Source organism: Kosakonia radicincitans DSM 16656 (assembly GCF_000280495.2).
In the GTDB taxonomy this organism is placed as follows: domain Bacteria; phylum Pseudomonadota; class Gammaproteobacteria; order Enterobacterales; family Enterobacteriaceae; genus Kosakonia; species Kosakonia radicincitans.
The window spans coordinates 1-24,172 of the sequence record NZ_CP018016.1 but is presented as its reverse complement, the minus strand read 5'-3'; the positions used below and the strand labels follow the sequence as shown (position 1 = coordinate 24,172).

Here is a 24,172-nt window from a genome sequence, read left to right as displayed (position 1 = left end):
CAACACGGCTGACAACAGGCAGCGGAAAGGTAAGCCAGCCGGTGCTCCTGAACCAGAGGAGACGCGTATGAGCGGAATGGAACTGTTTATTCTGATCCTGAAACTCATTGTTGCTTTGTTGCAACTGCTTGAAGCTGTCCTGAAATTCCTGCGTTAATTCAGGTTCAAGCCGCACCAAAGAGGGGCGGGCAACCGCCCCTCTTTAACACCGCTAATCTGGTATCCGCTGCGGGCGGCATGTTACATTTTGTTGACAACTCACTCGCCCGGGCCACCATGACACTCTCCGTTTTCTGCATTTTGCTATTTGCCGCTCTGCTTCATGCCAGCTGGAATGCCATTGTGAAATCCGGCAGCGACAAACTCTATTCGGCAATTGCCGTCAGCGGTTCCGCCGCGCTGATCGCGCTGATTTTGTTACCTTTCTCGCCACAGCCGACGCTCGCCAGCGTGCCTTATCTCGCCGTCTCGTGCGCGTTGCAGGTGGTTTACACCGTGCTGGTGGCAAAAACGTACCAGGTTTCGGATATGAGCCAGACCTATCCGCTGATGCGCGGCACCGCGCCCCTGCTGGTGGCGCTTATCAGCGTACTGATCCTCGGCGATTCGCTTTCTGGCGTGGCGTGGGGCGGTATTGCCGTGATCTGCCTGTCGATACTGGCGATGGCGTTTAACGGACGCACGCAGTCACGCAAAGGGATCTGGCTGGCGCTGATTAATTCGGGGTTCATCGCGGGTTACACGCTGGTCGATGGCACCGGCGTTCGTCTTGCCGGTTCTGCGCTGGGCTACACATTATGGACCTTCTTCCTTAACGGTTTTTGCCTGTTGTTGTGGGCGATGCTGGCGCGGCGGCAAGAGGTGACGCGTTATCTGGTCGCCAACTGGAAAAAGGGCATTCCCGGCGGCATCGGCACCATGGGCTCTTACGGCCTGGCGCTGTGGGCGATGACGCAAGCGCCGCTGGCGGTCGTCGCTGCGCTGCGCGAAACCTCAATTCTGTTCGGCGCTCTGATTGCGTTTGTTCTTCTCAAAGAGCAGGTTGCCGGGCTGCGGATTGTTGCCGCCTGTGGCATTGCCGCCGGTGCGATACTGCTGCGCCTTTCCTGAAACTTACTGGCAACAAAAGTTGCCGAATGTTGTCTATAAAACCTGCCTGTCTCCCTCCTGTCTTTGCACCGGATAATTGTGGTTCTGTCATCTGGCTGTGCTAGATTTCTCCGGCATTAAGGCTGTATTGCAGCCATATATTCTTTAATCCTCCATTTTTTAAAAGTAATCATCGACATGAAAAGGCAGAGAAACGTCAATTTGTTATTGATGCTGGTGCTTCTGGTGGCTGTCGGGCAGATGGCGCAAACCATCTATATCCCGGCGATAGCGGATATGGCGCTCACCCTGAATGTTCGCGAAGGCGCGGTACAAAGCGTCATGGCTGCATATCTGCTGACTTACGGTGTCTCTCAGCTCTTCTATGGCCCGCTGGCGGACAGAGTCGGTCGCCGCCCGGTGATCCTGGCCGGAATGAGCATCTTTTTGCTGGCGACGCTGATCGCCATTACCACGCACAGCCTGTCGATGTTAATTCTGGCCAGCGCCTTACAGGGCATTGGCACCGGCGTGGGCGGCGTGATGGCGCGAACGCTGCCGCGCGATCTGTATGCCGGTACGGAACTGCGTCACGCCAACAGTTTGTTGAATATGGGGATTTTGGTTAGTCCGCTGCTTGCGCCGCTGATCGGCGGTGTGCTGAATACGCTGTTTAGCTGGCGCGCCTGTTTTATCTTTTTGCTGGTGCTGTGCCTGGTCGTCGCCTGGAGTATGGCGCGCTGGATGCCGGAAACCCGGCCAAAAGACGCGCCGCGCATCCGCCTGCTGGCCAGCTACAAAACCCTGTTCGGCAACGGCGCATTTAACTGTTACCTGCTGATGTTGATTGGCGGTCTGGCCGGGATTGCGGTCTTTGAAGCCAGCTCGGGCGTATTGATGGGCGGCGTGCTGGGCCTGAACAGCATGACGGTCAGCGTCCTGTTTATTCTGCCAGTGCCAGCGGCCTTTTTCGGCGCGTGGTTTGCCGGGCGGCAGAACAAGCGCTTTACTTCGTTGATGTGGCAGTCGGTGATCTGCTGCCTGGCGGCCGGTCTGATGATGTGGCTCCCGGGCATTGTCGGGGTGATGAATATCTGGACGCTGATCGTGCCCGCCGCGCTGTTTTTCTTCGGCGCCGGAATGCTGTTCCCGCTGGCGACCAGCGGCGCAATGGAGCCATTCCCGTTTCTGGCGGGCACCGCGGGCGCGCTGGTTGGCGGGTTGCAGAACATCGGCTCTGGCGGCCTGGCGTGGCTCTCTTCACAACTGCCGCAGAACGGCCAGTTTAGCCTTGGGATGCTGATGACGCTGGCGGGGCTTTTAATTCTGTTGTGCTGGCTGCCGCTGGCGACGCGTTTTTCTCGCCATGAACCGGTGATTTAACCTCATGATGGCCCGGCCTCGCGTCGGGCTTGTCGCACTCCGGCGCAATCATCATTTTCAATAACGGCTCCGGCCCTGGCCGCCATGCGCCCTCTTCGCCGTCATAAAATTGCGTATCGGTATTGATCGCATAGGGAATTTTCACCTTATTCAGTTCGCAGGCCATAAAACGGGCGAAAGCCATTTGTGATTCGGTGGGCGCATTTTTAATGGATTCGCCTACCGCCCAGCCGCCAACCCAGCTGGCATGCCCGGATTTCTGCTGCCAGCGCACCGCTGTATTAATCCGCGCGCGAATGGCGGCTTTTTCCGCCGCCGTGCCCGATGTCCACGGATATTTACCGTTATTTTTCAGTGGCCCCCACGGGAAAATGTGCCACTCGGCCAACAGATAGTTCTGGCTGTGTGGCGGCAGTTTCAACGAGGAGAGATCTTCCGGCGCGGCGCGCATACGCGGGGCAATAAAAATCATGCGTTGAGCGTCGATATCATGCAGGGTGCGCACGACATTTTCATAAGCGCGATTCAGGGCGGGCAAATCGCGGTTAAGTTTGTCAGCCGGTTCATAAATCACATCAAAACCGAGCATAGGGTGCCCGGTACCGAAAAAATTCGCTACCGTTGACCACCACGCCACCAGTTGCGCTTCGTTTTTGGCGTCCGGATCGGCTTTGAAGCTGTCTGCCTGATAGGCAATTACCGGAATCACCCCATACTGTTCGCATGCCTCCACCAGTTTACGCAGGTGGATCAGCCGCGCTTCCGTCATATTATCGGCAACGCGAATGCGTACATGGCGGATACCAGCGTCGTAGAAATCACGCACAATCAGCGGGTCGAACTCGCGGATACCCCGATCGGTACGCGCCCAGTCGACATCCATCCCCACCCCCAGCTTTTGCGCATATTGCGCCGCCGTCAGCGGAGTATCAGCGGCAAACACAGAGGTTCCCGCCAACAGCATAACAACTGCAATCAGTGGTTTTAACACAGTTGACCTTGTGAAAATCAGGGATGAATACATGTATTTAGCATGCTTGCGTTTACACGTGTAGCAGCAAAACGTAATAAATTCTCAAAACCGCGACCCACTTGCACCGCTAGCGGATTCCTGTTTTCTTTAACGCTCCGATTCTTACGAAAACGAACCGATGAAAAACGCCGACATTCAGAAACTCATCCAGCAGTTTCCGCTTATAGAGCAGTTGATCGCGCTGAAAGAAACGCAGTGGTTTAACCCTAATAGTACCTCCGTTGCACGCGCTTTGCCGCATGTTGGCCTGACACAACAGGATGTTAGCGAGGCCCACGCGCGGCTTGCCCGCTTCGCACCGTTCATTGCGCAGGCTTTCCCGGAAACGGCGGCAAGCCGCGGCATGATTGAATCTGACGTGGTTCCGATTCCGGCAATGCAGCGCCGCCTCAGTCCGGATATCACCGGCGAGCTGTGGCTGAAAAAAGACAGCCATTTGCCGATTTCCGGTTCTATTAAAGCGCGCGGCGGCATTTATGAAGTACTGACCCACGCGGAAAAACTGGCTTTCGCCGCCGGATTACTGACGCCGGATGACGATTACAGCAAACTGTTGTCGCCTGAATTTGCCCGTTTCTTCAGCCAGTACAGCATCGCCGTTGGCTCCACGGGAAATCTGGGGTTATCGATCGGGATTATCAGCGCGCGGCTTGGTTTTCACGTCACGGTACATATGTCAGCCGATGCCCGGGCATGGAAAAAAGCGCTACTGCGCAGCCACGGCGTAAACGTGGTGGAGTATGCCGAAGATTACGGCGTGGCCGTTGAACAAGGGCGCAAAGCGGCGGCAGCGGATGCGAACTGCTTTTTCATTGATGATGAGAACTCCCGCACCCTCTTTCTGGGCTATGCCGTCGCCGGACAGCGCCTGAAAGATCAGTTCACACGGCTTGGCAAAGTGGTGGATAACGCGCATCCGCTGTTTGTCTATCTGCCGTGCGGCGTGGGCGGCGGGCCTGGCGGTGTCGCCTTTGGTCTGAAGCTGGCGTTTGGCGACGCGGTACACTGTATTTTTGCCGAACCAACGCATTCTCCCTGTATGTTGCTGGGCGTGTATACCGGGCTGCATGACGGCATTGCGGTGCAGGATCTGGGGATTGATAACCAGACGGCGGCCGATGGTCTGGCGGTCGGGCGCGCTTCCGGCTTTGTCGGACGGGCAATGGAGCGCCTGCTGGACGGCTTCTACACCGTTGATGACAACACACTTTACCAGCAACTCGGCTGGCTGGCGCAGGAAGAGGGCATTCAACTGGAGCCGTCAGCGCTGGCGGGAATGTCCGGGCCGCAACGGATTTGCAGCAACAGCGGCTATCATCAACTGCACGGCTTTAGCCCTGAACAACTGGCGCAGGCCACCCACCTGGTATGGGCCACCGGCGGCGGAATGGTGCCCGCCGATGAGATGGCGCACTATCTGGCGAAAGCCCGCTAAATCAGCCGCTCCGGCGCAGCCAGGCCATCAGTTCGACAGGGGAGCGCCGTTGGCGCAGCAGATCGCGCATCACGCGCATATGCGGCGCGCTGTGGCTGAAAAAGCGGTGATAACCGTGGCAAAGCGCGCTTCTTCCCTCAACGATGCGGTGCTTCGGGCAGTCGCCCCGGCAAAAACGCAGCATGTCACAACGCAGGCAGACTTCGCTGAGGCTGGCTTTTTTACTCTGCCCAAAAGCCGCTGCTTCATGGCTGGCGTTGAGCGTTTTAATCGGGATCTGATGCAGATTGCCCAGCCGGTAATCCGGGGAGACATAGTGATCGCACTGGTAGAGATCGCCGTTCGCTTCCAGCGCAAAAGCGTGGCCGCAGGTCTCGCCTAAGCTGCACATTTGCGACGGATAGCCGCTCCAGACGCCGAGCGTGGAGTCAAATAACTGCACGTAAACGCGGCCAATATCTTCCCGCACCCACAAGTCGAATATCGCGGTAAGAAAGTTTCCCCAGGCTTCGCCGCTGACCGATTCGGCAGACAAGCGCCCCTGCGCGTCCAGCTCCACCAACGGAATAAACTGCAAAAACGGCGTACCAAGCGCACGTAAATAGCGATACAGGCGCTGCGGCTGCTGGCTATTGAGATTATTGACGACGCACAGCAGGTTGTACTCGACCTGATGTTTATTCAGCGTCGCAATGGCATTAAGGACTTTCGGGTGTGATGGTTTGCCGCTGCGGTTCACACGGTAAGCATCATGCAAATCCGCCGGGCCATCGATGGAAACGCCCACCAGCCAGCCGTTGTCATGAAAAAAACGGCACCACTCCTCATTCAGCAGAATGCCATTCGTCTGGAAGGCGTTTTCAATACGTTTGCCATTGGCGTGCTTTTTTTGCAGGGCAGCAACGCGCTGAAAGAATTCCAGCCCGCAGAGCGTCGGTTCGCCGCCCTGCCAGGCAAACGGCACTTTTTCGCCCGGCTGGGCGTCGATCTGCTGGCGAATAAATGCCTCCAGCGTGGTGTCATCCATAACATTTTGCTGCGGTTTTTCGAGGTAAAAACAGTAGCGGCAGTTAAGGTTGCAGCGTGAACTGGCGGGCTTAGCCATAACGTGGCAGCCTGGCATGCAAACATCCTCACAAGATAAGAATAAGCTGACGGATATGCGTTACAGCAAACAGTAATGCGAGGGAAAGCACCGCGAGGGAGATCAATAATTTGTCACGTATTGCGCCGGGTAAGGCGAAATCGCTTTTATTGACGTCCATTAAGATACGCTTATGGGTATAGCGCCAGAGCAGTAACGCTGCCAGCGCCAGAATGATGAGCGAGATCCAGAAAGGCATGCCCGAATGTTGCCAGTTATGCCTGACGGCCAGCGCCATCAGCGCGCCGTAGCCGAACAGCGTGCGCAACCATGCCAGCGATGTCCGTTCCGGTTGCAGACCAGGATCCGTTTCGCGCCGGGCTTTGCGGTTATCCGGCATAGAACACCAGCACCATCACCACCAGCGCAACCGCCAGCAGCGCCACGCTTATTACCATCAGCACGCGGGTATAGGGCAGATCTTCTTTCAGGCGCATCGCTTTTTCATTGCGCAGCCAGCGCAGATAGCCATAGAGCGCCAGCGCGCCGGAGAAGAGACACAGCAGCAGCGCCAGCACTTCACGAATCAGCGGCGTGGCAAACTGCGGCGCTAACTGGTCCAGCCCAACGCCCGCCGCGAGAAACCCCAGAGCAGTGCGGATCCAGGCAAGAAACGTGCGCTCATTCGCCAGCGAGAAGCGGTAGTCCGGCGCTTCACCGACGCGGGAAATTTTCATCTGTTCTCCTTCCACGTTGATAACCTTGTCGGCATTACCCCTTCTTGCAACGGTAAAGGGAAAAACCGCTCCGGCCAGGCCTTCAAAGTAGCGGATAAACTGACGCTTTTCGACTCTTTCGCGCAATGGAAAGCCGGCACCCTGACGGTGCCGGACAGGAGAATTAATGCAGCGGCGGCCAGTACGCTTTGTTCGCTTCCAGCAGATCGTCGAGAATCGCTTTCGCCACCGTCGCACTGGGCACAGTTTTCGACAGTGTGATCGCCTGCCACAACTTCTGGTAGGAGCGCTGTTCCCAGGCATCAACCACCAGTTTTTCCACCGCCACCTGCTGGCTCATCAACCCTTTCTGGAAGTGCGGAATATCACCGACCGTCAGCGGTTCCGGGCCGTTTTTCCCCACCAGACAAGGAATTTCTACCATCGCATCGGCATCAAAATTATGAATGGCGCCATTGTTCGGCACGATCAGCAGCATGCGCTCCTGGGTGTTGAAGGCAATGGCAGTAGCCAGATCGACAATGTAAGAGGCATGTTCGTCAATCTCCAGCTCACCGGCGGAAGACTTCCCGGCAGCAATAATCGCCCGGCAAGCGCCAAACACCTGCTTCTCACGATGATCCATCACCTCATTGGCACGCGTACGTTCCGGGTTACTGTGAGCAACCACGTAATCCGGGAAGAAGTAATACTTCAGATAAGTGTTTGGCATGGTATCCGGGTCGAGCGCCTGCACATCTTTCGCTTTGGCGAACGTATCGTTCCAGCTTGCTTCGGTATGTGCGTTATCCGCTGGCGGAACATAACCGTGTTTCGCCACATATTCGCGCAATTTCGGCATCAAATCGTTACCGTTCAGATCTTCAATTGATGTCCACCAGCCGAAGTGGTTAAGCCCATAGTAGCGTACCCGCATCTCTTTGCGGTCTTTCAGACCGACAATTTGCGCCATCCGTCCTTCAATGCCGATAGGCATATCGCAGATGTTAAGGATTTTGGCCTGCGGGCGCAGGCGACGCGTGGCTTCTGCGACAATTGCTGCCGGGTTGGAGTAGTTAAGCATCCACGCATTGGGTGAATATTTTTCCATATAATCAACCAGCTCCAGAACGCCGCCGATAGAACGCATACCGTAGGCGATACCGCCAGGCCCGCAGGTTTCCTGGCCTAATACACCGTGGCGCAGCGGGATTTTTTCATCTTTTTCACGCATCGGGTATTTACCGACGCGGATATGCGCCATCACAAAATCGACATCGGTAAAGGCCTTTTGCGGGTCGGTGGTGTAGCTGAATTCAATCTCCGGCGCCTGCTCCTGCAGGATAATTTTGCAGGCTTCGGCGATGGTTTCCTGGCGCGCGCCATCGTTGTCATAAAATTTCAGCGCCCGCAGCGGGAAGCGATCGCGGTTTGCCAGCAACATCAAAACGATACCGGGGGTAAACGTGCTGCCGCCGCCGGCGATAACCACTGAAAACTGTTTCATGATACTGCCTCCGTCATGGTGGATGGTTCATTGGTCAAAGGGGTTTTCATCAGGGATTCAAGCTGGTCGCGCAGCAGGGGAACATGCAGGCCGACAATCACCTGGATGGCGTTGCCGCGTCGCACAACACCGTGCGCGCCCAGCGCTTTAAAGACGTCGTCGCTTTGGGTTTTCGCCGTATCGACCAGCGTGATGCGCAGCCGCGTCGCGCAGTTATTGACGCTTTCGATGTTTGCCGCACCGCCCAGCGCCTGCAAAAATCCCGCAGCCTGGCCCAGCGAGTCTTTCGCTGCCGCCGTGGTTTGTCCGCGCGCTGCTTTGTAATCGGCCTTGCTGTAGAGTTTGATTTCACTCTCTTCCCGGCCGGGCGTTTTCAGGTTTAAGACGGCGATCAACGTGCGGAAAACGACGAAATAGAGCGCGGTAAAACAGAGGCCGATGGCAATCTGGGTGAAAACCGTCGCAGCATGGTTATGGAACATCGGGATCCAGTTTTGCGGCAGAAACTGGTCGAGCAGCCCACCGCCCATATTGCCCACCACACCAAAGCTATACATTACCGTCGCCATCGTCGCTGCCAGTACAGCGTGAACAGCAAACAGCAGCGGGGATATAAACAGGAAGGTGAATTCCAGCGGTTCAGTAATGCCCACCAGCACAGCCGTCAGCGTTGCGGGGATCAGCAGTCCCGCGACTTTGACGCGGTTTTCCGGCGCGGCGGTATACCAAATCGCCAGCGCGATGCCGATGGAGCCAAACACTTTCGAGTTACCATGCAGGGCAAAGCCGCCTTCCGGGAACAGAACTTTTAGTGGTTCGGTACTCTGGCTGAATGCCTGTAGATGTTGCGCCCAGTACATCTGAATACCGCCTTCCACCGCCGCCGGGCCGAAGATAAAGGGGCCGTAGACAAAGTGGTGCAGCCCGGTCGGGATCAGAATGCGTTCCAGGAAAGTGTAAATCCACACGCCCAGCGCCCCGGCAGAGCGCAGAAAAGTCTGCAACGATTCAATGCCAAGCTGCACTTTCGGCCAGCCCAACAGCGTCAGCCAGGCGCAGGGGATCATCACCAGGAAGGCGATAATCACCACAAATGAGGTGCCCTGGAAGATGCCGAGAAACACGGGCAGCGGTTTGTCGAAAAAGCGGTTATGGATGGCGGTGACAATGCCGGAAATCGCAATCGCCCCGATAATGCTGGTGTCGAGAGTTTTGATCCCGGCAATCAGCGTTAAACCGCTGCCCGCCGTGGGTTCAATGCTAAAATCGACGCCAAAAAAGTGACCCCAGGTCATTCCCATGGCGTTAATGAAGTAATTCCAGGTCAGAAAACTGATCAGCACCGCCAGGCAGGCTCGCCCTTGCGCCTGTTTTGCCAGCCCAATCGGTAAACCGACGGCGAAAATCAGCGGCATATTGCGAAACACCGCCCAGCCGCCCTCTTCGATGATATGGACACATTGCGCAAACAGATTGTCGGGTGCGGTTAATGTCGCACCGACAAACAGGGGATTACTCAGCATGATGGCAATACCCACCACCATACCGGCGAACGGGAAGAGCAGCACCGGTGTGAACATAGCGCCGCCGAAGCGTTGTATTTGACTGAGCATCATAGAATCCTCATGTAACAACTTGTAGGGGGTAGAGGCCTTGTTGGTTTTTTGTGGACCTGTGAGCAGCATAAGAAGTCGCCGCCGCGCCAACATGGCGCGCCGCTGCGATTCGTGATCGCTTTCATGGTTTTATTTCACGTGCTCAGGTCTACTTTTCAGGCAAAAAATGGACATATTCAGAGGCAATGTTCCCGCTGACGGGGGCAGAGAGGTCTACAGGTGATCTACAAATCTATTGCTGAGCGATTACGCCTGCGGCTCAATTCATCGGATTACAATATCGGCAGCCCGTTACCGGGCGAAAAGGCGCTGGCGCTGGAGTTTGGCGTGGCGCGAATGACGATTCGCAAGGCGGTTGATCTGCTGGTGGGCTGGGGATTAGTGGTACGCCGTCACGGCAGCGGGACATTTGTCGCACGCAAAGATGTTCACCATGAAACCACCAATCTGACCGGGCTGGTAGAAGTGCTGCGCCGACAGGGCAAAGAGGTGCAGAGCCAGGTTTTGCAGTTCGAAGTGATGCCGGCCCCGCCAGCCATTGCCAGCCAGTTGCGCATACAAATTAACGAACGGATCTACTTCTCACGGAGGGTTCGCTACGTAGAGGGAAAGCCGCTGATGCTGGAAGACAGCTATATGCCGGTGAAGCTGTTCCGTACGCTGTCGCTGGGGCATCTGGAGGGGTCGAAATTCGATTATATCGAGAAGGAGTGCGGAATCACCATCAGCGGTAACTACGAGAGCCTGACGCCGGTGCTGGCCGATAAACAGGTGGCCAGCTTGCTGAACGTGGCGGAACAAACGCCGCTGCTGCGTATTACTTCACTCTCCTACAGCGACAGCGGCGAATTTCTTAACTACTCAGTGATGTTCCGCAACACCAGCGAGTATCAGGTGGATTACCACCTGCGCCGTGTTCATGCCGGAACGCCATTAACCCATCCCCCAGAACAGTACCGCCAGAAGCTGTGGGGTGATAATACGTAAAAACATCACCAGCGGATAAACCGTCGCATACGAGAGTGCCGCCGCGCCACTGGTGGCATGCAGGCCGTTGGCAAACGCCAGCGCCGGCGGATCGGTCATCGACCCGGCCAGCATGCCGCAGAGGGTCAGATAGTTCATCTTCGCCAGCATTCGCGCCAGTAAACCGACGGTGATCAGCGGAATGGCGGTGATAAGAATGCCATAACACATCCATTTCAACCCATCGCCCTGGGTCAGCGTGGCAATAAAATCACCGCCCGATTTCAGCCCCACCACCGACAAGAACAGCACAATGCCCAGTTCTCGCAGCGCCAGGTTCGCACTGGGCGGCATAAACCAGTACAACTTGCCGATCGTACCAATTCGCCCAAGAATCAACGCCATAATCAGCGGCCCGCCCGCGAGACCCAGCTTCAGCGCTGCCGGAAACCCTGGTATATACAACGGCAACGATCCCAGCAGAACGCCAAGCCCAATACCAATAAACACCGGCAGCATTTGTACCTGCTGCAACTTGTGCTGGGCATTGCCGACCTCGTTAGTCACCGCTTCGATTGCCGCCGGACGCCCGACAAGATTAAGGATATCGCCGAATTGCAGGCTGGCATCGCTGCTGGCTACCAGCTCCACACCGGCGCGGTTCAGGCGGGAAATCACGACGTCGTAGCGCTCCTTGAAGTGCAGATCGCGGATTTTTTTCCCCAGCACTTTTTCGTTGGTTACCACCACGCGTTCGACGCGCAAATCCGTGCCGCGCGTCGACAAAGAGGTATCAACTTCTTTGCCTATCACCAACTGCGCGTTATGCAGATCCTTCGGAAGCCCCACCAGATGCAACAAATCTCCGGACTGAATCAGCGTGCCCGGCGAGGGCACCATCAGTAAATCATTCCGTTTGAGACGCGAGCAGATGATTTTATCGCTGTTAAGAATGGGAACGTCCTGAATCGCCATATTGTTGAGATTCGGGTTTTCCACGCGGATATTGATGGTGCGGATCAGTGAAGTGCCATTGCTGAGCGTTGCGTCGTGCTGTCGCGCCTCTTCATCGACATTAACGCGAAACAACACGCGTAGCAGCCACATACTGAGCAAAATACCGCAAATACCAAACGGATACGCCATGGCGTAGCTCATCCCCATCTGGTCGAGCTGCGGGCCAGGAATGCCTAAATCACGCAGGATTTGCTGCCCAGCGCCAAGCGCTGGCGTATTGGTGACCGCACCGGAAAAAATCCCCAGCACCACTGGCAGCGGAATGGCAAAAAGTTTATACAGAATGGTGGTGACAAGACCGCCGAGAACAACGATTAAAACAGCGAACAGATTCAGGCGCAGGCCAGAAACGCGTAAAGAAGCGAAGAACCCCGGGCCCACCTGGATGCCGATGGTATAAACAAACAGGATCAGGCCAAATTCCTGCACAAAAAGCAGTATCTGACCGCTTATAGTGATACCCAGTTTATCTAAAAGGTGGCCGACAATTATCCCGCCAAACAGCACACCGCCAATACCGAAACCCACACCGCGGATCTTCACATTGCCGATCCACAATCCGACAACGGCCACCAGCGCCAGTACGCTTACCGTTAAGGCAATATCACTCATGATCTTTTCCCTGTACATGATGACTGCAAGGAGTTTGGCAGAACCCGTAATAGCTGTATAGGTTACCCCTTACACAGTGTATGGAATTTATTTGCCTCAGAATGTGGCGAAGATTGCACCAGCAGAAAACCGTTGCCCTGAACAAAAGCACACCCTTTTACCGACACGGGCGGAAAAAACCGAGCGCCTGCTAAGCATTCCGGGAATGTCAGACACAACAATAGGTTATGGCATGGTTAATGCAAAAGCCCACTTTTGTTAAAAACAGGGGGCGGCATGACAAATACAACACTGACTCACGTAGTGGTTACCAGCCAGAAAAAGTGGACCCAGTTAGCGCTGGGCTTGCTGTGTATGATCTCCATCTCCAGCCCGCAATATGTCTGGGCGCTGTTTACGCGCCCTTTTATGGCAAAGCTGAACGTTCCGCTGGCGGAAATTCAGCTCACCTTTTCCCTGTTGATCATTTTGCAAACCTTCTTCTCACCTTTTCAGGGGCGATTGATCGATAAGTTCGGCCCGCGCAGGTTAATTGCCATTGGTACTGTGCTGAGCGGCGTAAGCTGGATGCTGACCTCAACCATCAGTAGCCTGAGCGAACTTTATCTCTATTACGGCGTGCTGGGCGGCCTTGGCACCGGGATTGTTTACATCGGCGTGGTGGGTCTGATGGTGCGCTGGTTCCCGGAAAAACGCGGATTTGCCACAGGGATGGTGGCGGCGGGCTATGGCATGGGCGCGATTCTGACCACCTTTCCGGTCACACAATCGCTGGCCGCGAAGGGGTTGGAAAACACGCTCTGGCAGTTCGGGCTGGTCATGGCGGTCATTGGTTTTATTGCCAGCCAGGGGCTACGCGCGCCGCAAACACTCAACACGCAGGAGAGCAACAGTAGCCTGGCGATGAGTGATAAAAGTTTTTCTCCAGGAGAGATGCTACGCAAGCCGCTGTTCTGGCTGATGTTTGTGATGATGACCATGATGTCCACCTCCGGGCTGATGGTCACTTCACAGATGGCGATTTTCGCCGAAGATTTCGGTATTACCGCAGTGACCGTAATGGGCGTGGCGGCGCTGCCGCTGGCGATGACCATCGACCGCTTTATGAACGGGCTGACGCGCCCGGTGTGCGGCTATATTTCTGACCGCATCGGTCGCGAAAATATGATGTTTATCGCTTTTGGCCTGGAAGGCTGTGCGATGGCGTTGTGGTTGTTGTGCAAAGACGATCCGCTGCTGTTTGTTTTGCTCTCCGGGGTGGTTTTTTTCGGCTGGGGCGAGATTTTTTCACTTTTCCCCGCCACGCTAACCGATACCTTCGGCACGCAGCATGCGACAGCGAACTACGGCTGGCTCTATATTTCGCAGGGGATTGGTTCCATCTTTGGCGGGCCGCTGGCGGCGCTGATGTATCAGCAAACGGGAAGCTGGAATCTGGTGTTTGGCTGCGCCATCACGCTTGATATTCTCTGCGCGCTGCTGGCCTTTTTCGTGCTCAAACCCTGGCGGCAGCGTTTTTTGCAGCGCGTTCACGCATAAACAATAAAGGCTCCGTATGCGGAGCCTTTTGTTCTGCAGCCGTTAGCTATTTAACGCCGGTCGATTGCTGATGGCAATCCGTTGCGGCGCCGCGCTTTCCGGCACGTTACGCAGTAGATCGATATGCAGCAAACCGTTGGCAAAGGTCGCGCCGGAGACTTCCATAAAGTCGGCCAGCGTAAAGCTCAGGCTGAACGGCTGTATCACCAACCCCTGATGCAACCATTTCGGCTCGTTGGCCGGTTTTTCCGGCGTGCCTTTAATGGTCAGGCGGCTATTTTCCAGCTGAATATCCAGCTCTTCCTGGCGGAAACCGGCCAGCGCAAGGGTGATGCGGTAGTGGTTATCGTCGCCTTTCTCAATGTTGTAAGGAGGGAAAGACTGCTGTTCAGTGGTGCTTTGCAGGGCGTTAGCCAGTTTGTCGAAGCCAATCCACTGACGAAAAATCGGGGATAAATCATAGTTACGCATGAGTGTTTCTCCTTCTAAGAAGCGAGTGAATACCTGCGAGCGCAATGGCTCACATATGCCCCCTGTCGGCGAGCATGTCGGGACCGGGCCGCCAGTGGCAACCCGGAACAATTAGTTAATTTCGATGCGACGCGGTTTTTTCTCTTCCGGGATCACGCGTTCCAGATCGATATAGAGCAGGCCGTTCACCAGGTTGGCGCCATTGACGTGAATATTTTCCGCCAGCTGGAATTTGCGTTCGAAGTTGCGCTCAGCAATGCCCTGATAGAGGTAAGTACGCTCTTTTTGCTCGTCACTGTGGGAGCCTTTCACCACCAGCAGGTTGTCCTGCGCGGTGATTTCCAGTTCGCTCTCAGCGAAACCGGCCACAGCAATGGCGATGCGGTAGTGGTTTTCATCCACTAATTCAACGTTGTACGGAGGGTAACCGCCATTGCTCTGGTTCTGGTTGTTTTCCAGCAGATTAAACAGACGGTCAAAACCAATAGCCGAACGATAAAGCGGGGAGAGATCGAAATTACGCATACTTAAAAGCTCCTGAAATCAGCGAGATTTTTCCATGCCTTCCACAAGGAACAGGCCATTACCGTAACCCAACACCCTTCCGGCGTGTTTCTTGGTTACATTCCTAAAATATGGCTGACGGGTCTGATTTCAAGGGTGGAATACCGACTTTTTTTTGCACTTTCTGGCGCAATGCATAGACTGGGATCACAGCACAAAAGGACAAAGTGCGAGTACCGCCACAGAGCGGAACCCGAATGCTATCCCTTTCCCAAAAGGGAGGCTATAACCGCCTGAGTAGCATTCAAACTACAAACAACGATGATTAATCGATGATGAAAACAACGCTTATAGTTTCTGTTTTGCTCTACGGAATGATGTTGTCAGGTTGCTCAAGCGTCATGTCGCATACGGGCGGCAAAGAAGGGGTTTATCCTGGAACGCGCGCCAGTTCGGCCATGCTTTCCGATGATGAAACTGGCATTGGCACCAAGTCGCTGGTGGTACTGGATATGCCTTTTACCGCTGTCATGGACACCTTACTGCTGCCGTGGGATCTCTTCCGCAAGGATGATTCCATCAAATCACGGGTTGAAAAGAGCGAACAGGCAAACCTGGCGACCAACTCGGTGATCCCGCCAGCGCCCATGCCTGCTCCCTGATTTACAGTCGGGTTTCCGTCATCCACAGCTGGCGGAAGCCTTCCACCTCTTCCATCCAGGCGATCAGCTTCCCGTCTGGTGAAAACACCACGGCATCGGCAGACGGTGGATTTACGTGATCGGATGTCAAAAAGGTGATGTCACCGCGCCCGGCATCGCATAGCGCAATGCGGTTTTCCAGTACAAATCCCAGCGCCTCGCCGGAGGGATGCCAGTTAAAGGCCGACTGGATACCACCGGCAGTAAAAGTTAACTGGCGCGGTTCACCGCCGTCCGGGCTTATCAACCACAACTGCACAATACCGCGCTCATCACGCATCAAAAACGCAATCTGCGTGGCCTGCGGATTGCTGCGCACCCAGTGGCGCGGCACATTTACTAAGCCAGGATAACGGCGTTGGTGAGTGAATGTCAGACGCTTTTGCACCACGCCTTTTGGCGGCGCGGGCAGAGTTTGTTCGCTGCCCGCCAGCGGCGCATCACCTGCGGTTTTCCAGCCTTGTTCATCGCCAGGCAGCGCGACAATAAACAACTCCGGCACTTTTTCACCGCCTGTCGAAAGCGTATCGCCGATGAACGCCAGCCTGTCGTTGCCAACCCATCCCTCTTCGTAAGCACGATTGATATCGTCGCTGCCCGGCACGGGCGTGGATGTTGTGCGGCTGATCAGTACGCACCAGTGGCTGCCGCCATATTCACGCGGATGTGTGCAGGGCGGCGTTACCGGGCCAAACGGCACCGCAACGCCGACATTACGCAGATCTTTTGCCGGAGAAAGCGCATGCATAACGTGGTCGTTATAGGTAAAGCTGACGTTTTCACCATTCGGGCTGAACACATGCACGTGCGTGCCGCCGCGCAGCGCGCCCGGCGTGTAAGGCGCGGTGATATCCAGCGCATCCAGATTCCGCGTTACGCCCTTTTCCGTAATAACGCCCCGGCGATGGTGAAAATCATACTGCCAGTTGTCGTCAGGGTTTTCCGGGCCATGGATAAAAACATATTTTTCCGCCTGTGGGCTGACCGTCACCACACCAACATGCGCGCCGTCCGTTGCCGTATACAGCACTTCAACCTCACCACTGTGCACATTGACACGCTCAATGGTTTTCCCGGTAAACGATGCGCCGGAGGGGCGAACATCGAAAACCAGCCACTGGCTGTCTGGTGTCCAGCTATGAATATTGGTCAGTTGATGGTGACGCGCAGCGAAGGTGAGTTGTTTCATTAGCGGATAAACCCGGAAGCGGAGTAAGCGCTTCAGAGTAATGGATCCGAGGGGAAATGACTACGATTCGGAAAGCCACAAGCAAGAGCAATGCGCTCCTGCCTGCGAGAATCGCTTAGTTCAGGGCAAATTTCTCGATGGCGTAAGCAACGCCGTCTTCAAGGTTGGATTTGGTGACAAAGTTCGCGATTTCTTTCACCGATGGAATGGCGTTATCCATCGCCACACCCACGCCAGCATATTCGATCATTGCGATGTCGTTTTCCTGATCGCCAATCGCCATGATCTCGTCCTGCTTGATATTCAGCGCCTCGGCAAGGGATTTCACACCGGTGCCTTTATTGACTCGTTTATCCAGTATTTCGAGGTAGTACGGCGCACTTTTCAGCACGGTATACTTCTCTTTCACTTCCTGCGGGATGCGGGCAATAGCCTGATCGAGGATCACCGGGTCATCAATCATCATCACTTTGAGGAACTGCGTTGCGGGATCCATCTTTTCTGCCTCGCAGAACACCAGCGGAATCGTTGCCACGTAAGATTCGTGCACCGTGTAGTAGCTGATGTCCCGGTTTGCGGTGTAAAGCGTATTGCGATCAAGGGCGTGGAAATGAGAACCAACTTCGCGGGAGAGTTTCTCCAGGTAGCGGTAATCATCATAGCTCAACGTCGTTTGCGCTACCGTGCTGCCGTCAATGGCGTTCTGTACCAGTGCGCCGTTGTAGGTGATGCAATAATCACCTTCCCGCTCCATATGCAGCTCTTTCATGTAGCTGTGAACGCCCGCATAGGGTCGGCCCGTGGTCAGCACCACGTTAATACCGCGCTCGCGCGCAGCGGCGATAGCATTTTTAACGGCGGGAGAGATGGTGTGATCCGGCAGCAGCAGCGTGCCGTCCATATCGATTGCAATAAGTTTTATAGCCATGAGATCCCCAGATGAGATTTTTCAGGACCCATGCTAACGCGATTCCGCTCAAAAAACAGCAGCGCGACGGGGTGAAAAGGGGGACAGGAAGGGGAACCGGGATTCCCCTTTTTCGCCATAAAACGGAGGATTCAGCCTCCAGGCCTGATAAGCGCAGCGCCTCAGGCGCTTTTCGCCGGGTGGCTCTGCGTTTACCCGGCCTACAATTCGGCCTGTAAGCCGTTAAATATCGATATTCGCCGCTTTCAGGGCGTTCTCTTCGATAAACGCACGACGCGGCTCAACGGCATCGCCCATCAGTGTGGTGAACAGCTGATCAGCAGCGATGGCGTCTTTCACGGTCACGCGCAGCATACGGCGGCTTTCCGGATCCATGGTCGTTTCCCACAGCTGTTCCGGGTTCATCTCGCCCAGACCTTTATAACGCTGGATAGCGAGACCGCGGCGGGACTCTTTCACCAGCCAGTCCAAAGCCTGCTCAAAGCTGGTGACCGGCTGACGGCGCTCGCCGCGTTCAATAAAGGCATCATCTTCAATCAGGCCGCGCAGTTTTTCACCCAGCGTGCACAGACGACGATATTCGCCACCGGTAACAAACTCGTGATCCAGCGGATAGTCGGTATCGACGCCGTGCGTACGCACGCGAATGATCGGCTCGAAGTGACTCAGCGCACTGTTTTCACGTACATCAAACTTCCACTGGCTGCCGTGCTGTTCGTTCTCATTCAGCTCGGTAACCAGCGCGTTCACCCAACGAGACACTTTCTGTTCGTCGGAAAGATCGGCTTCCGTCAGCGTCGGCTGATACACCAGCGCTTTCAGCAGCGTACGCGGGAAGCGGCGCTCCATTCGACCGATCATTTTCTGTGCAGCGTTATACTCGGCAACCAGTTTTTCCAGCGGCTCTCCGGCCAGAGCTGGTGCGCTGGCGTTGGCGTGCAGCGTTGCGCCGTCCAGCGCAATGGCGATTTGATACTGATCCATCGCATCGTCATCTTTAATGTATTGTTCCTGTTTGCCTTTCTTCACTTTGTACAGCGGCGGCTGAGCGATGTAGACGTGACCACGCTCAACGATTTCCGGCATCTGACGGTAGAAGAAGGTCAACAGCAGCGTACGGATGTGCGAGCCATCGACGTCCGCATCGGTCATGATGATGATGCTGTGATAGCGCAGTTTGTCCGGGTTGTACTCATCGCGGCCAATACCGCAGCCCAGCGCAGTGATAAGCGTCGCCACTTCCTGCGAAGAGAGCATCTTGTCGAAGCGTGCTTTCTCAACGTTGAGGATCTTACCTTTCAGCGGCAGAATCGCCTGGTTCTTACGGTTACGGCCCTGCTTCGCAGAACCGCCCGCCGAGTCCCCTTCCACTAAGTAGAGCTCGGACAGCGCCGGGTCACGCTCCTGGCAATCAGCCAGTTTGCCCGGCAGACCGGCCAGATCCAGCGCGCCTTTACGGCGGGTCATTTCACGAGCTTTACGCGCAGCTTCACGGGCGCGCGCCGCATCAATAATCTTGCCGACCACGATTTTCGCGTCGGACGGGTTTTCCAGCAGGTACTCAGCCAGCAGTTCATTCATCTGCTGTTCAACCGCCGTTTTCACCTCAGAGGAGACCAGTTTATCTTTGGTCTGCGAGGAGAATTTCGGATCCGGCACTTTTACCGAAACCACAGCAATCAGGCCTTCACGGGCATCGTCGCCGGTGGCGCTGACTTTGGCTTTCTTGCTGTAGCCCTCTTTATCCATGTAGGCATTCAGCGTACGAGTCATCGCCGCGCGGAAGCCAGCAAGGTGAGTACCGCCGTCGCGCTGCGGAATGTTGTTGGTAAAGCAGTAGATGTTTTCCTGGAAGCCGTCATTCCACTGCAATGCCACTTCCACACCGATACCGTCTTTTTCCGTGGAGAAGTAGAAAATGTTCGGGTGGATCGGCGTTTTATTCTTGTTGAGATACTCAACAAACGCCTTGATGCCGCCTTCATAGTGGAAATGGTCTTCTTTGCCGTCGCGCTTGTCGCGCAGGCGAATAGAAACGCCGGAGTTGAGGAAGGACAACTCACGCAGGCGTTTCGCCAGAATTTCATATTCGAATTCGGTGACGTTGGTGAAGGTTTCATAGCTTGGCCAGAAACGCACCATCGTACCAGTCGATTCGGTTTCACCGGTGACCGCCAGCGGAGCCTGCGGCACGCCGTGCTCATAAATCTGACGGTGGACTTTGTTGTCGCGCTGGATCACCAACTCCAGTTTCTGCGACAGGGCGTTAACCACGGAAACACCTACGCCATGCAGACCGCCGGAAACTTTATAGGAGTTATCGTCGAACTTACCGCCTGCGTGCAGAACGGTCATGATCACTTCCGCTGCGGAAACGCCCTCTTCCGGGTGAATACCGGTCGGGATACCACGGCCGTCATCCTGTACAGAGACAGAGTTATCGCTGTGGATGGTGACGACAATGTCTTTACAGTACCCTGCGAGCGCTTCGTCGATAGCGTTATCTACCACCTCGAATACCATATGGTGCAGACCGGTGCCGTCATCCGTATCGCCGATATACATACCCGGGCGCTTACGCACCGCATCCAGCCCTTTCAGGACTTTGATACTGGAGGAGTCATAAGAATTCGACATCAACGTTTCTCGCTCATTTTATCTTGGGTTAATCCGTTATTTTACCCTTTTCCACGGTGAACATCTTCGAATTTTTGTCCGACATGTCCATTACGTGCTCGGCGCTGATCGCGCTGACAAAAACCTGTGACTGCGTGGCTTTTAACCGGCTGGCTAACAGGCCGCGCTTCTCGTCATCAAGTTCGGAGGCAAAATCATCTATCAGGTATAAACAGCGTCGTCCGCTTTCACGCGTTAAAAACTCGCCCTGCGCCAGACGCAGCGCGCACATCAGGAGTTTTAACTGCCCGCGAGACAGCGTATCTTCAACCGGCGCACCGTCCGCCCTGATGCGGAAATCCGCTTTATGCGGACCGTGAGCGGTGTAAGTCAGCATGCGGTCGCGCTCAAAATTGCGCTCCAGCACCTCACTGTAATCGGTCTCCTTTTCCCACCCGCGCTGAAACGAAAAAGTGAGGGAGAACTCCGGTAAAAACTGGCGGCAGGTATCTGCCATATCTTCCGCAATGGCGGCACTGTATTCGGCACGCCAGCGGCTTAGCTGTTCCGCCAGCGGGATCAACTCTTTATCCCACGGACGAAGCTGCGCATAGTGGCTCACCTGGCGCAATGCGGCGTTGCGCTGCTTCAGCAGGCGCTTGAGATTGCTCCAGGCGGTAAAAAAACCGCTCTCATTGTGAAAACAACCCCAGTCAAGGAACGCTCTTCGATATTTGGGGCCGCCGTTGAGCAAAGTAAACCCCTCAGGGGTGATGAGCTGCATCGGCATCAGCAGAGCCAGTTCAGCGACTTTGTGACCGTCGGTGCCGTCAATGCGCACCTTGCTGTCGCCGAGCTTATCTTTGGTCAAACCAATTGAGGTTTCTCGCTCTTCGCCCTGCAATCGCCCATGTAAAACAAAGGATTCCTGCTCATGACGAATAACGCGGCCGATTTGCAAACTGCGAAACGCCCGGCCATGACCGAGCGTGTAAATAGCTTCCAGCACGCTGGTTTTACCACTGCCGTTGGCGCCGACGAGGAAATTAAAGCCGGGAGATAATGCGAGATCTGCATTCTCAATATTACGGAAATCTTTGATCAGTAATCGGGTTAGCGACATGATTTACTCATCACCAGGGCGTTATCGTCGCAGTTAGTCTGGTTACGGCCAGCGCACAGCAACCGGAGCGTACTGAAGTACGTGAGGATTGCGAGCACTGCCCGGAGCCAGAATAACAAGTAAGATAGCCCGATACTTTTCTACAAACGCATTGGCATGACGACATAGGCCGCGCTTTGACTGGCCGCATCTTCAATCTGCACGCTGGAAACTGAATCCGTCAGCAGAATACGTACGTTCTCGCACTTCAGCGCATTCAGTACGTCCAGCACATAGCTGACATTAAAGCCGATTTCCATTTCGCTGCCAGCGTAGGTGACGTCGAGAAACTCTTCGGCTTCTTCCTGCTCCGGGTTGTTGGCGGTGATTTTGATCTGGTTCTCACTGACATACAGACGCACACCACGGAACTTCTCGTTGGAGAGGATCGCCGCGCGGGCAAATGCCTGCTTGAGCGAATCGCAGCCAGCTTCCAGCGTTTTGTCAGGATTCTTCGGCAGAACGCGACGATAATCCGGAAAACGGCCATCAACCAGTTTGGAAGTGAAGATGAAATCACCGACGTGCGCACGAATATTGTTGCTGCCAATCTGCACGCGCAGCGGCGTATCGCCACCATCAAGCATACGCATCAACTCAATCACGCCTTTACGCGGCACGATCACCGAATGGTTCGGCAATGATTCGCCAATTGGCATCGAACAGACCGCCAGACGGTGGCCGTCAGTGGCCACGGTACGCAGCTCTTCGCCTTCGGTTTCAAACAGCATGCCGTTTAAGTAGTAACGTACGTCCTGATGCGCCATGGAGAACTGTGTCGCTTCGATCAGGCGCTTCATCGTGGCCTGCGGCAGCGTGAACTCCACTTCGCTTTGCCAGTCGTCCAGATTCGGGAAGTCCGCAGCGGGCAGCGTGGATAGCGAGAAACGGCTGCGCCCGGAACGGATCAGCATACGCTCGCCTTCCAGCTGCACGGCGATTTCCGCCCCTTCCGGCAGACCGCGACAGATGTCGAAGAATTTACGCGCCGGTACCGTGGTTGCGCCCTGTTCATGCGGCTGAACCAGCGCAACGCGCGCCACCATCTCCATTTCAAGATCGGTGCCGGTCAGCGACAGCGCGCCTTCAGTAACCTGAAGCAGCAGATTACCGAGAATAGGCAACGTCGGGCGACCGCCCAATGGGCCGCTAACCTGTTGCAGCGGCTTTAATAAATGTTCACGTTCAACGGTAAATTTCATAGCGTCACGAAGATAATGTTCTGATTAAATTGGAAAAATCTTCTTTGATATCATGGCTTTCTTCACGCAACTGCTCAATCTTACGGCAGGCATGCAGCACGGTAGTATGGTCGCGACCACCAAAAGCATCACCGATTTCCGGCAGGCTATGGTTAGTCAGCTCCTTTGCCAGCGCCATCGCCATCTGGCGCGGACGGGCTACCGAACGGGATCGACGCTTGGAGAGAAGATCCGCAACCTTGATCTTGTAGTACTCGGCCACTGTCTTTTGAATATTATCAATGGTGACCAGTTTTTCCTGTAGCGCCAGCAGATCGCGCAACGCTTCACGGACAAAATCGATAGTGATCGCACGACCGGTGAAGTTAGCATTGGCAATCACGCGGTTCAGCGCCCCTTCCAGCTCACGCACGTTCGAGCGCAGGCGCTTGGCAATAAAGAAGGCCACTTCGCCCGGCAGACGAATATCGTTTTCATCTGCTTTTTTCATCAGGATCGCAACGCGGGTTTCCAGTTCCGGCGGCTCGATCGCTACCGTTAAGCCCCAGCCAAAGCGAGATTTTAAACGATCCTCAACGCCATTGATCTCTTTCGGATAGCGATCCGATGTAAGAATGATCTGCTGATTGCCTTCCAGCAACGCGTTAAAGGTGTGGAAAAACTCTTCCTGGGATCGTTCTTTATTGGCAAAGAATTGAATATCGTCAATCAGCAGGGCATCAACGGAGCGGTAGTAGCGTTTAAACTCTTCGATCGCATTGTTTTGCAGGGCTTTTACCATATCCTGGACAAAGCGCTCGGAGTGCATATACACCACTTTGGCATTCGGCTTTCGCGCCACAATGCCGTTACCCACCGCATGCAGCAAGTGCGTTTTACCCAGACCTGTACCGCCATATAAAAACAGCGGGTTATAGGCACCACCGGGGTTATCCGCAACCTGGCGAGCCGCCGCGCGAGCCAGCTGGTTGGATTTACCTTCAACAAAGTTATCAAAGGTATGTTTCACATTAACATTGGAACGATAGGTCGGCTCTGCCGGCGCAGGAACATTGTCCCAGCCAGGACGCGCTGCCGGCGCTGCACGCTGAACGACGACCTGCGCCGCTTGTGCGGGCGCAGCGATTGTCGCAGGTTCTTTCAGCGACTGGCTGACCGGGCGGGAACCCACCTCAAAACGCAGCTGCGGGGCATCCGGGCCGCAGAACTCATTCAGCAGTCCATTGATATTATTAAGATATTTGTCTCTTACCCAATCGAGCACAAAACGGTTTGGCGCGTACAGTGCCAGCGTGTTATCGCTCAGTTCCGCCTGCAACGGGCGTATCCACATACTAAATTCTGTGGCTGGTAACTCATCCTGCAATCGGGCAAGACACTGCTGCCAAAGCGAAAGTGACAC

Annotated in this window: 22 protein-coding genes; 7 read left to right on the top strand and 15 right to left on the bottom strand. The window is 55.1% G+C overall.

Features of this window, described 5'->3' with window-relative positions; all coding sequences use genetic code 11:
- The first annotated feature begins 67 nt into the window (after positions 1–67).
- From tisB to emrD, 3 genes are all read left to right on the top strand, one after another.
- Positions 68–157, top strand: coding sequence for a type I toxin-antitoxin system toxin TisB (gene tisB / locus Y71_RS00115; protein ID WP_064562565.1), 90 nt, complete (start codon positions 68–70; stop codon positions 155–157).
- Between the two features lie 119 nt (positions 158–276).
- Positions 277–1,110, top strand: coding sequence for an EamA family transporter (locus tag Y71_RS00110; protein WP_007369417.1), 834 nt, complete (start codon positions 277–279; stop codon positions 1,108–1,110).
- Between the two features lie 177 nt (positions 1,111–1,287).
- Positions 1,288–2,472 carry a multidrug efflux MFS transporter EmrD gene (gene emrD / locus Y71_RS00105; protein ID WP_035941968.1) on the top strand — a complete coding sequence of 395 codons (1,185 nt, stop codon included), beginning with the start codon at positions 1,288–1,290 and terminating at the stop codon, positions 2,470–2,472.
- On the opposite strand, the gene Y71_RS00100 is transcribed toward emrD, so the two are convergent.
- Positions 2,375–3,463 carry a cellulase family glycosylhydrolase gene (locus Y71_RS00100; protein WP_050998872.1) on the bottom strand — a complete coding sequence of 363 codons (1,089 nt, stop codon included), beginning with the start codon at positions 3,461–3,463 and terminating at the stop codon, positions 2,375–2,377. The two genes, emrD and Y71_RS00100, sit on opposite strands and share 98 nt — an antisense overlap.
- A 160-nt stretch (positions 3,464–3,623) precedes the next feature.
- Here Y71_RS00100 and dsdA point away from each other — a divergent pair, with 160 nt between their 5' ends.
- On the top strand, positions 3,624–4,940 hold the full coding sequence (gene dsdA, locus Y71_RS00095; protein ID WP_007369414.1) for a D-serine ammonia-lyase: 1,317 nt from the start codon (positions 3,624–3,626) through the stop codon (positions 4,938–4,940).
- Position 4,941: 1 nt separating this feature from the next.
- On the opposite strand, the gene Y71_RS00090 is transcribed toward dsdA, so the two are convergent.
- The 5 genes from Y71_RS00090 to Y71_RS00070 form a co-directional block, all read right to left on the bottom strand.
- Entirely contained in the window at positions 4,942–6,063 is a 1,122-nt protein-coding gene (locus Y71_RS00090; protein WP_007369413.1) for an anaerobic sulfatase maturase, read from the bottom strand.
- A gap of 10 nt (positions 6,064–6,073) precedes the next feature.
- Positions 6,074–6,424, bottom strand: coding sequence for a DUF202 domain-containing protein (locus Y71_RS00085; protein ID WP_007369412.1), 351 nt, complete (start codon positions 6,422–6,424; stop codon positions 6,074–6,076).
- Positions 6,414–6,761, bottom strand: coding sequence for a YidH family protein (locus Y71_RS00080; RefSeq protein WP_007369411.1), 348 nt, complete (start codon positions 6,759–6,761; stop codon positions 6,414–6,416). The genes Y71_RS00085 and Y71_RS00080 overlap by 11 nt, the downstream gene beginning before the upstream one ends.
- Before the next feature lie 163 nt (positions 6,762–6,924).
- Entirely contained in the window at positions 6,925–8,247 is a 1,323-nt protein-coding gene (locus Y71_RS00075) for a 6-phospho-alpha-glucosidase (RefSeq protein WP_007369410.1), read from the bottom strand.
- Entirely contained in the window at positions 8,244–9,860 is a 1,617-nt protein-coding gene (locus Y71_RS00070) for an alpha-glucoside-specific PTS transporter subunit IIBC (protein ID WP_007369409.1), read from the bottom strand. Before Y71_RS00070 ends, Y71_RS00075 begins: the two co-directional genes overlap by 4 nt.
- Positions 9,861–10,082: 222 nt before the next feature.
- Here Y71_RS00070 and Y71_RS00065 point away from each other — a divergent pair, with 222 nt between their 5' ends.
- The gene (locus Y71_RS00065; RefSeq protein WP_035941965.1) at positions 10,083–10,850 is read left to right on the top strand and encodes a GntR family transcriptional regulator; all 768 of its coding nucleotides are present in this window, start codon (positions 10,083–10,085) and stop codon (positions 10,848–10,850) included.
- Here Y71_RS00065 and Y71_RS00060 read toward each other — a convergent pair.
- A complete protein-coding gene (locus Y71_RS00060; RefSeq protein ID WP_007369408.1) occupies positions 10,797–12,458 on the bottom strand; it encodes a putative transporter in 1,662 nt (553 codons plus the stop codon). The two genes, Y71_RS00065 and Y71_RS00060, sit on opposite strands and share 54 nt — an antisense overlap.
- Positions 12,459–12,734: 276 nt before the next feature.
- On the opposite strand from Y71_RS00060, the gene oxlT reads away from it, so the two are divergent.
- On the top strand, positions 12,735–13,997 hold the full coding sequence (gene oxlT, locus Y71_RS00055) for an oxalate/formate MFS antiporter (RefSeq protein ID WP_035886828.1): 1,263 nt from the start codon (positions 12,735–12,737) through the stop codon (positions 13,995–13,997).
- Positions 13,998–14,039: 42 nt separating this feature from the next.
- Here the strand turns inward: oxlT and ibpB are convergent, their stop codons facing one another.
- Together ibpB and ibpA are read right to left on the bottom strand one after the other, a co-directional pair.
- Entirely contained in the window at positions 14,040–14,468 is a 429-nt protein-coding gene (gene ibpB, locus Y71_RS00050) for a small heat shock chaperone IbpB (protein ID WP_007369405.1), read from the bottom strand.
- Between the two features lie 111 nt (positions 14,469–14,579).
- Entirely contained in the window at positions 14,580–14,993 is a 414-nt protein-coding gene (ibpA, locus tag Y71_RS00045) for a small heat shock chaperone IbpA (RefSeq protein WP_007369404.1), read from the bottom strand.
- A gap of 311 nt (positions 14,994–15,304) precedes the next feature.
- Here ibpA and Y71_RS00040 point away from each other — a divergent pair, with 311 nt between their 5' ends.
- Positions 15,305–15,634: a YceK/YidQ family lipoprotein gene (locus Y71_RS00040; protein WP_007369403.1), complete on the top strand. Its 330-nt coding sequence runs from the start codon at positions 15,305–15,307 to the stop codon at positions 15,632–15,634.
- 1 nt (position 15,635) lies between these two features.
- Here Y71_RS00040 and Y71_RS00035 read toward each other — a convergent pair whose 3' ends face one another.
- The 6 genes from Y71_RS00035 to dnaA all read right to left on the bottom strand — a co-directional run bounded on the left by Y71_RS00035 (position 15,636) and on the right by dnaA (position 24,172).
- On the bottom strand, positions 15,636–16,862 hold the full coding sequence (locus Y71_RS00035) for a YidR family protein (RefSeq protein WP_007369402.1): 1,227 nt from the start codon (positions 16,860–16,862) through the stop codon (positions 15,636–15,638).
- Between the two features lie 115 nt (positions 16,863–16,977).
- A complete protein-coding gene (yidA, locus tag Y71_RS00030) occupies positions 16,978–17,790 on the bottom strand; it encodes a sugar-phosphatase (protein ID WP_007369401.1) in 813 nt (270 codons plus the stop codon).
- A 222-nt stretch (positions 17,791–18,012) separates the two neighbouring features.
- On the bottom strand, positions 18,013–20,427 hold the full coding sequence (gene gyrB, locus Y71_RS00020; RefSeq protein WP_007369400.1) for a DNA topoisomerase (ATP-hydrolyzing) subunit B: 2,415 nt from the start codon (positions 20,425–20,427) through the stop codon (positions 18,013–18,015).
- 28 nt (positions 20,428–20,455) lie between these two features.
- Complete coding sequence (recF, locus tag Y71_RS00015) at positions 20,456–21,529, bottom strand: DNA replication/repair protein RecF (RefSeq protein WP_007369399.1); 1,074 nt, start codon at positions 21,527–21,529, stop codon at positions 20,456–20,458.
- 140 nt (positions 21,530–21,669) lie between these two features.
- Complete coding sequence (dnaN, locus tag Y71_RS00010) at positions 21,670–22,770, bottom strand: DNA polymerase III subunit beta (protein WP_007369398.1); 1,101 nt, start codon at positions 22,768–22,770, stop codon at positions 21,670–21,672.
- Positions 22,771–22,774: 4 nt separating this feature from the next.
- Positions 22,775–24,172, bottom strand: a complete 1,398-nt coding sequence (gene dnaA / locus Y71_RS00005; protein WP_007369397.1) for a chromosomal replication initiator protein DnaA — start codon at positions 24,170–24,172, stop codon at positions 22,775–22,777.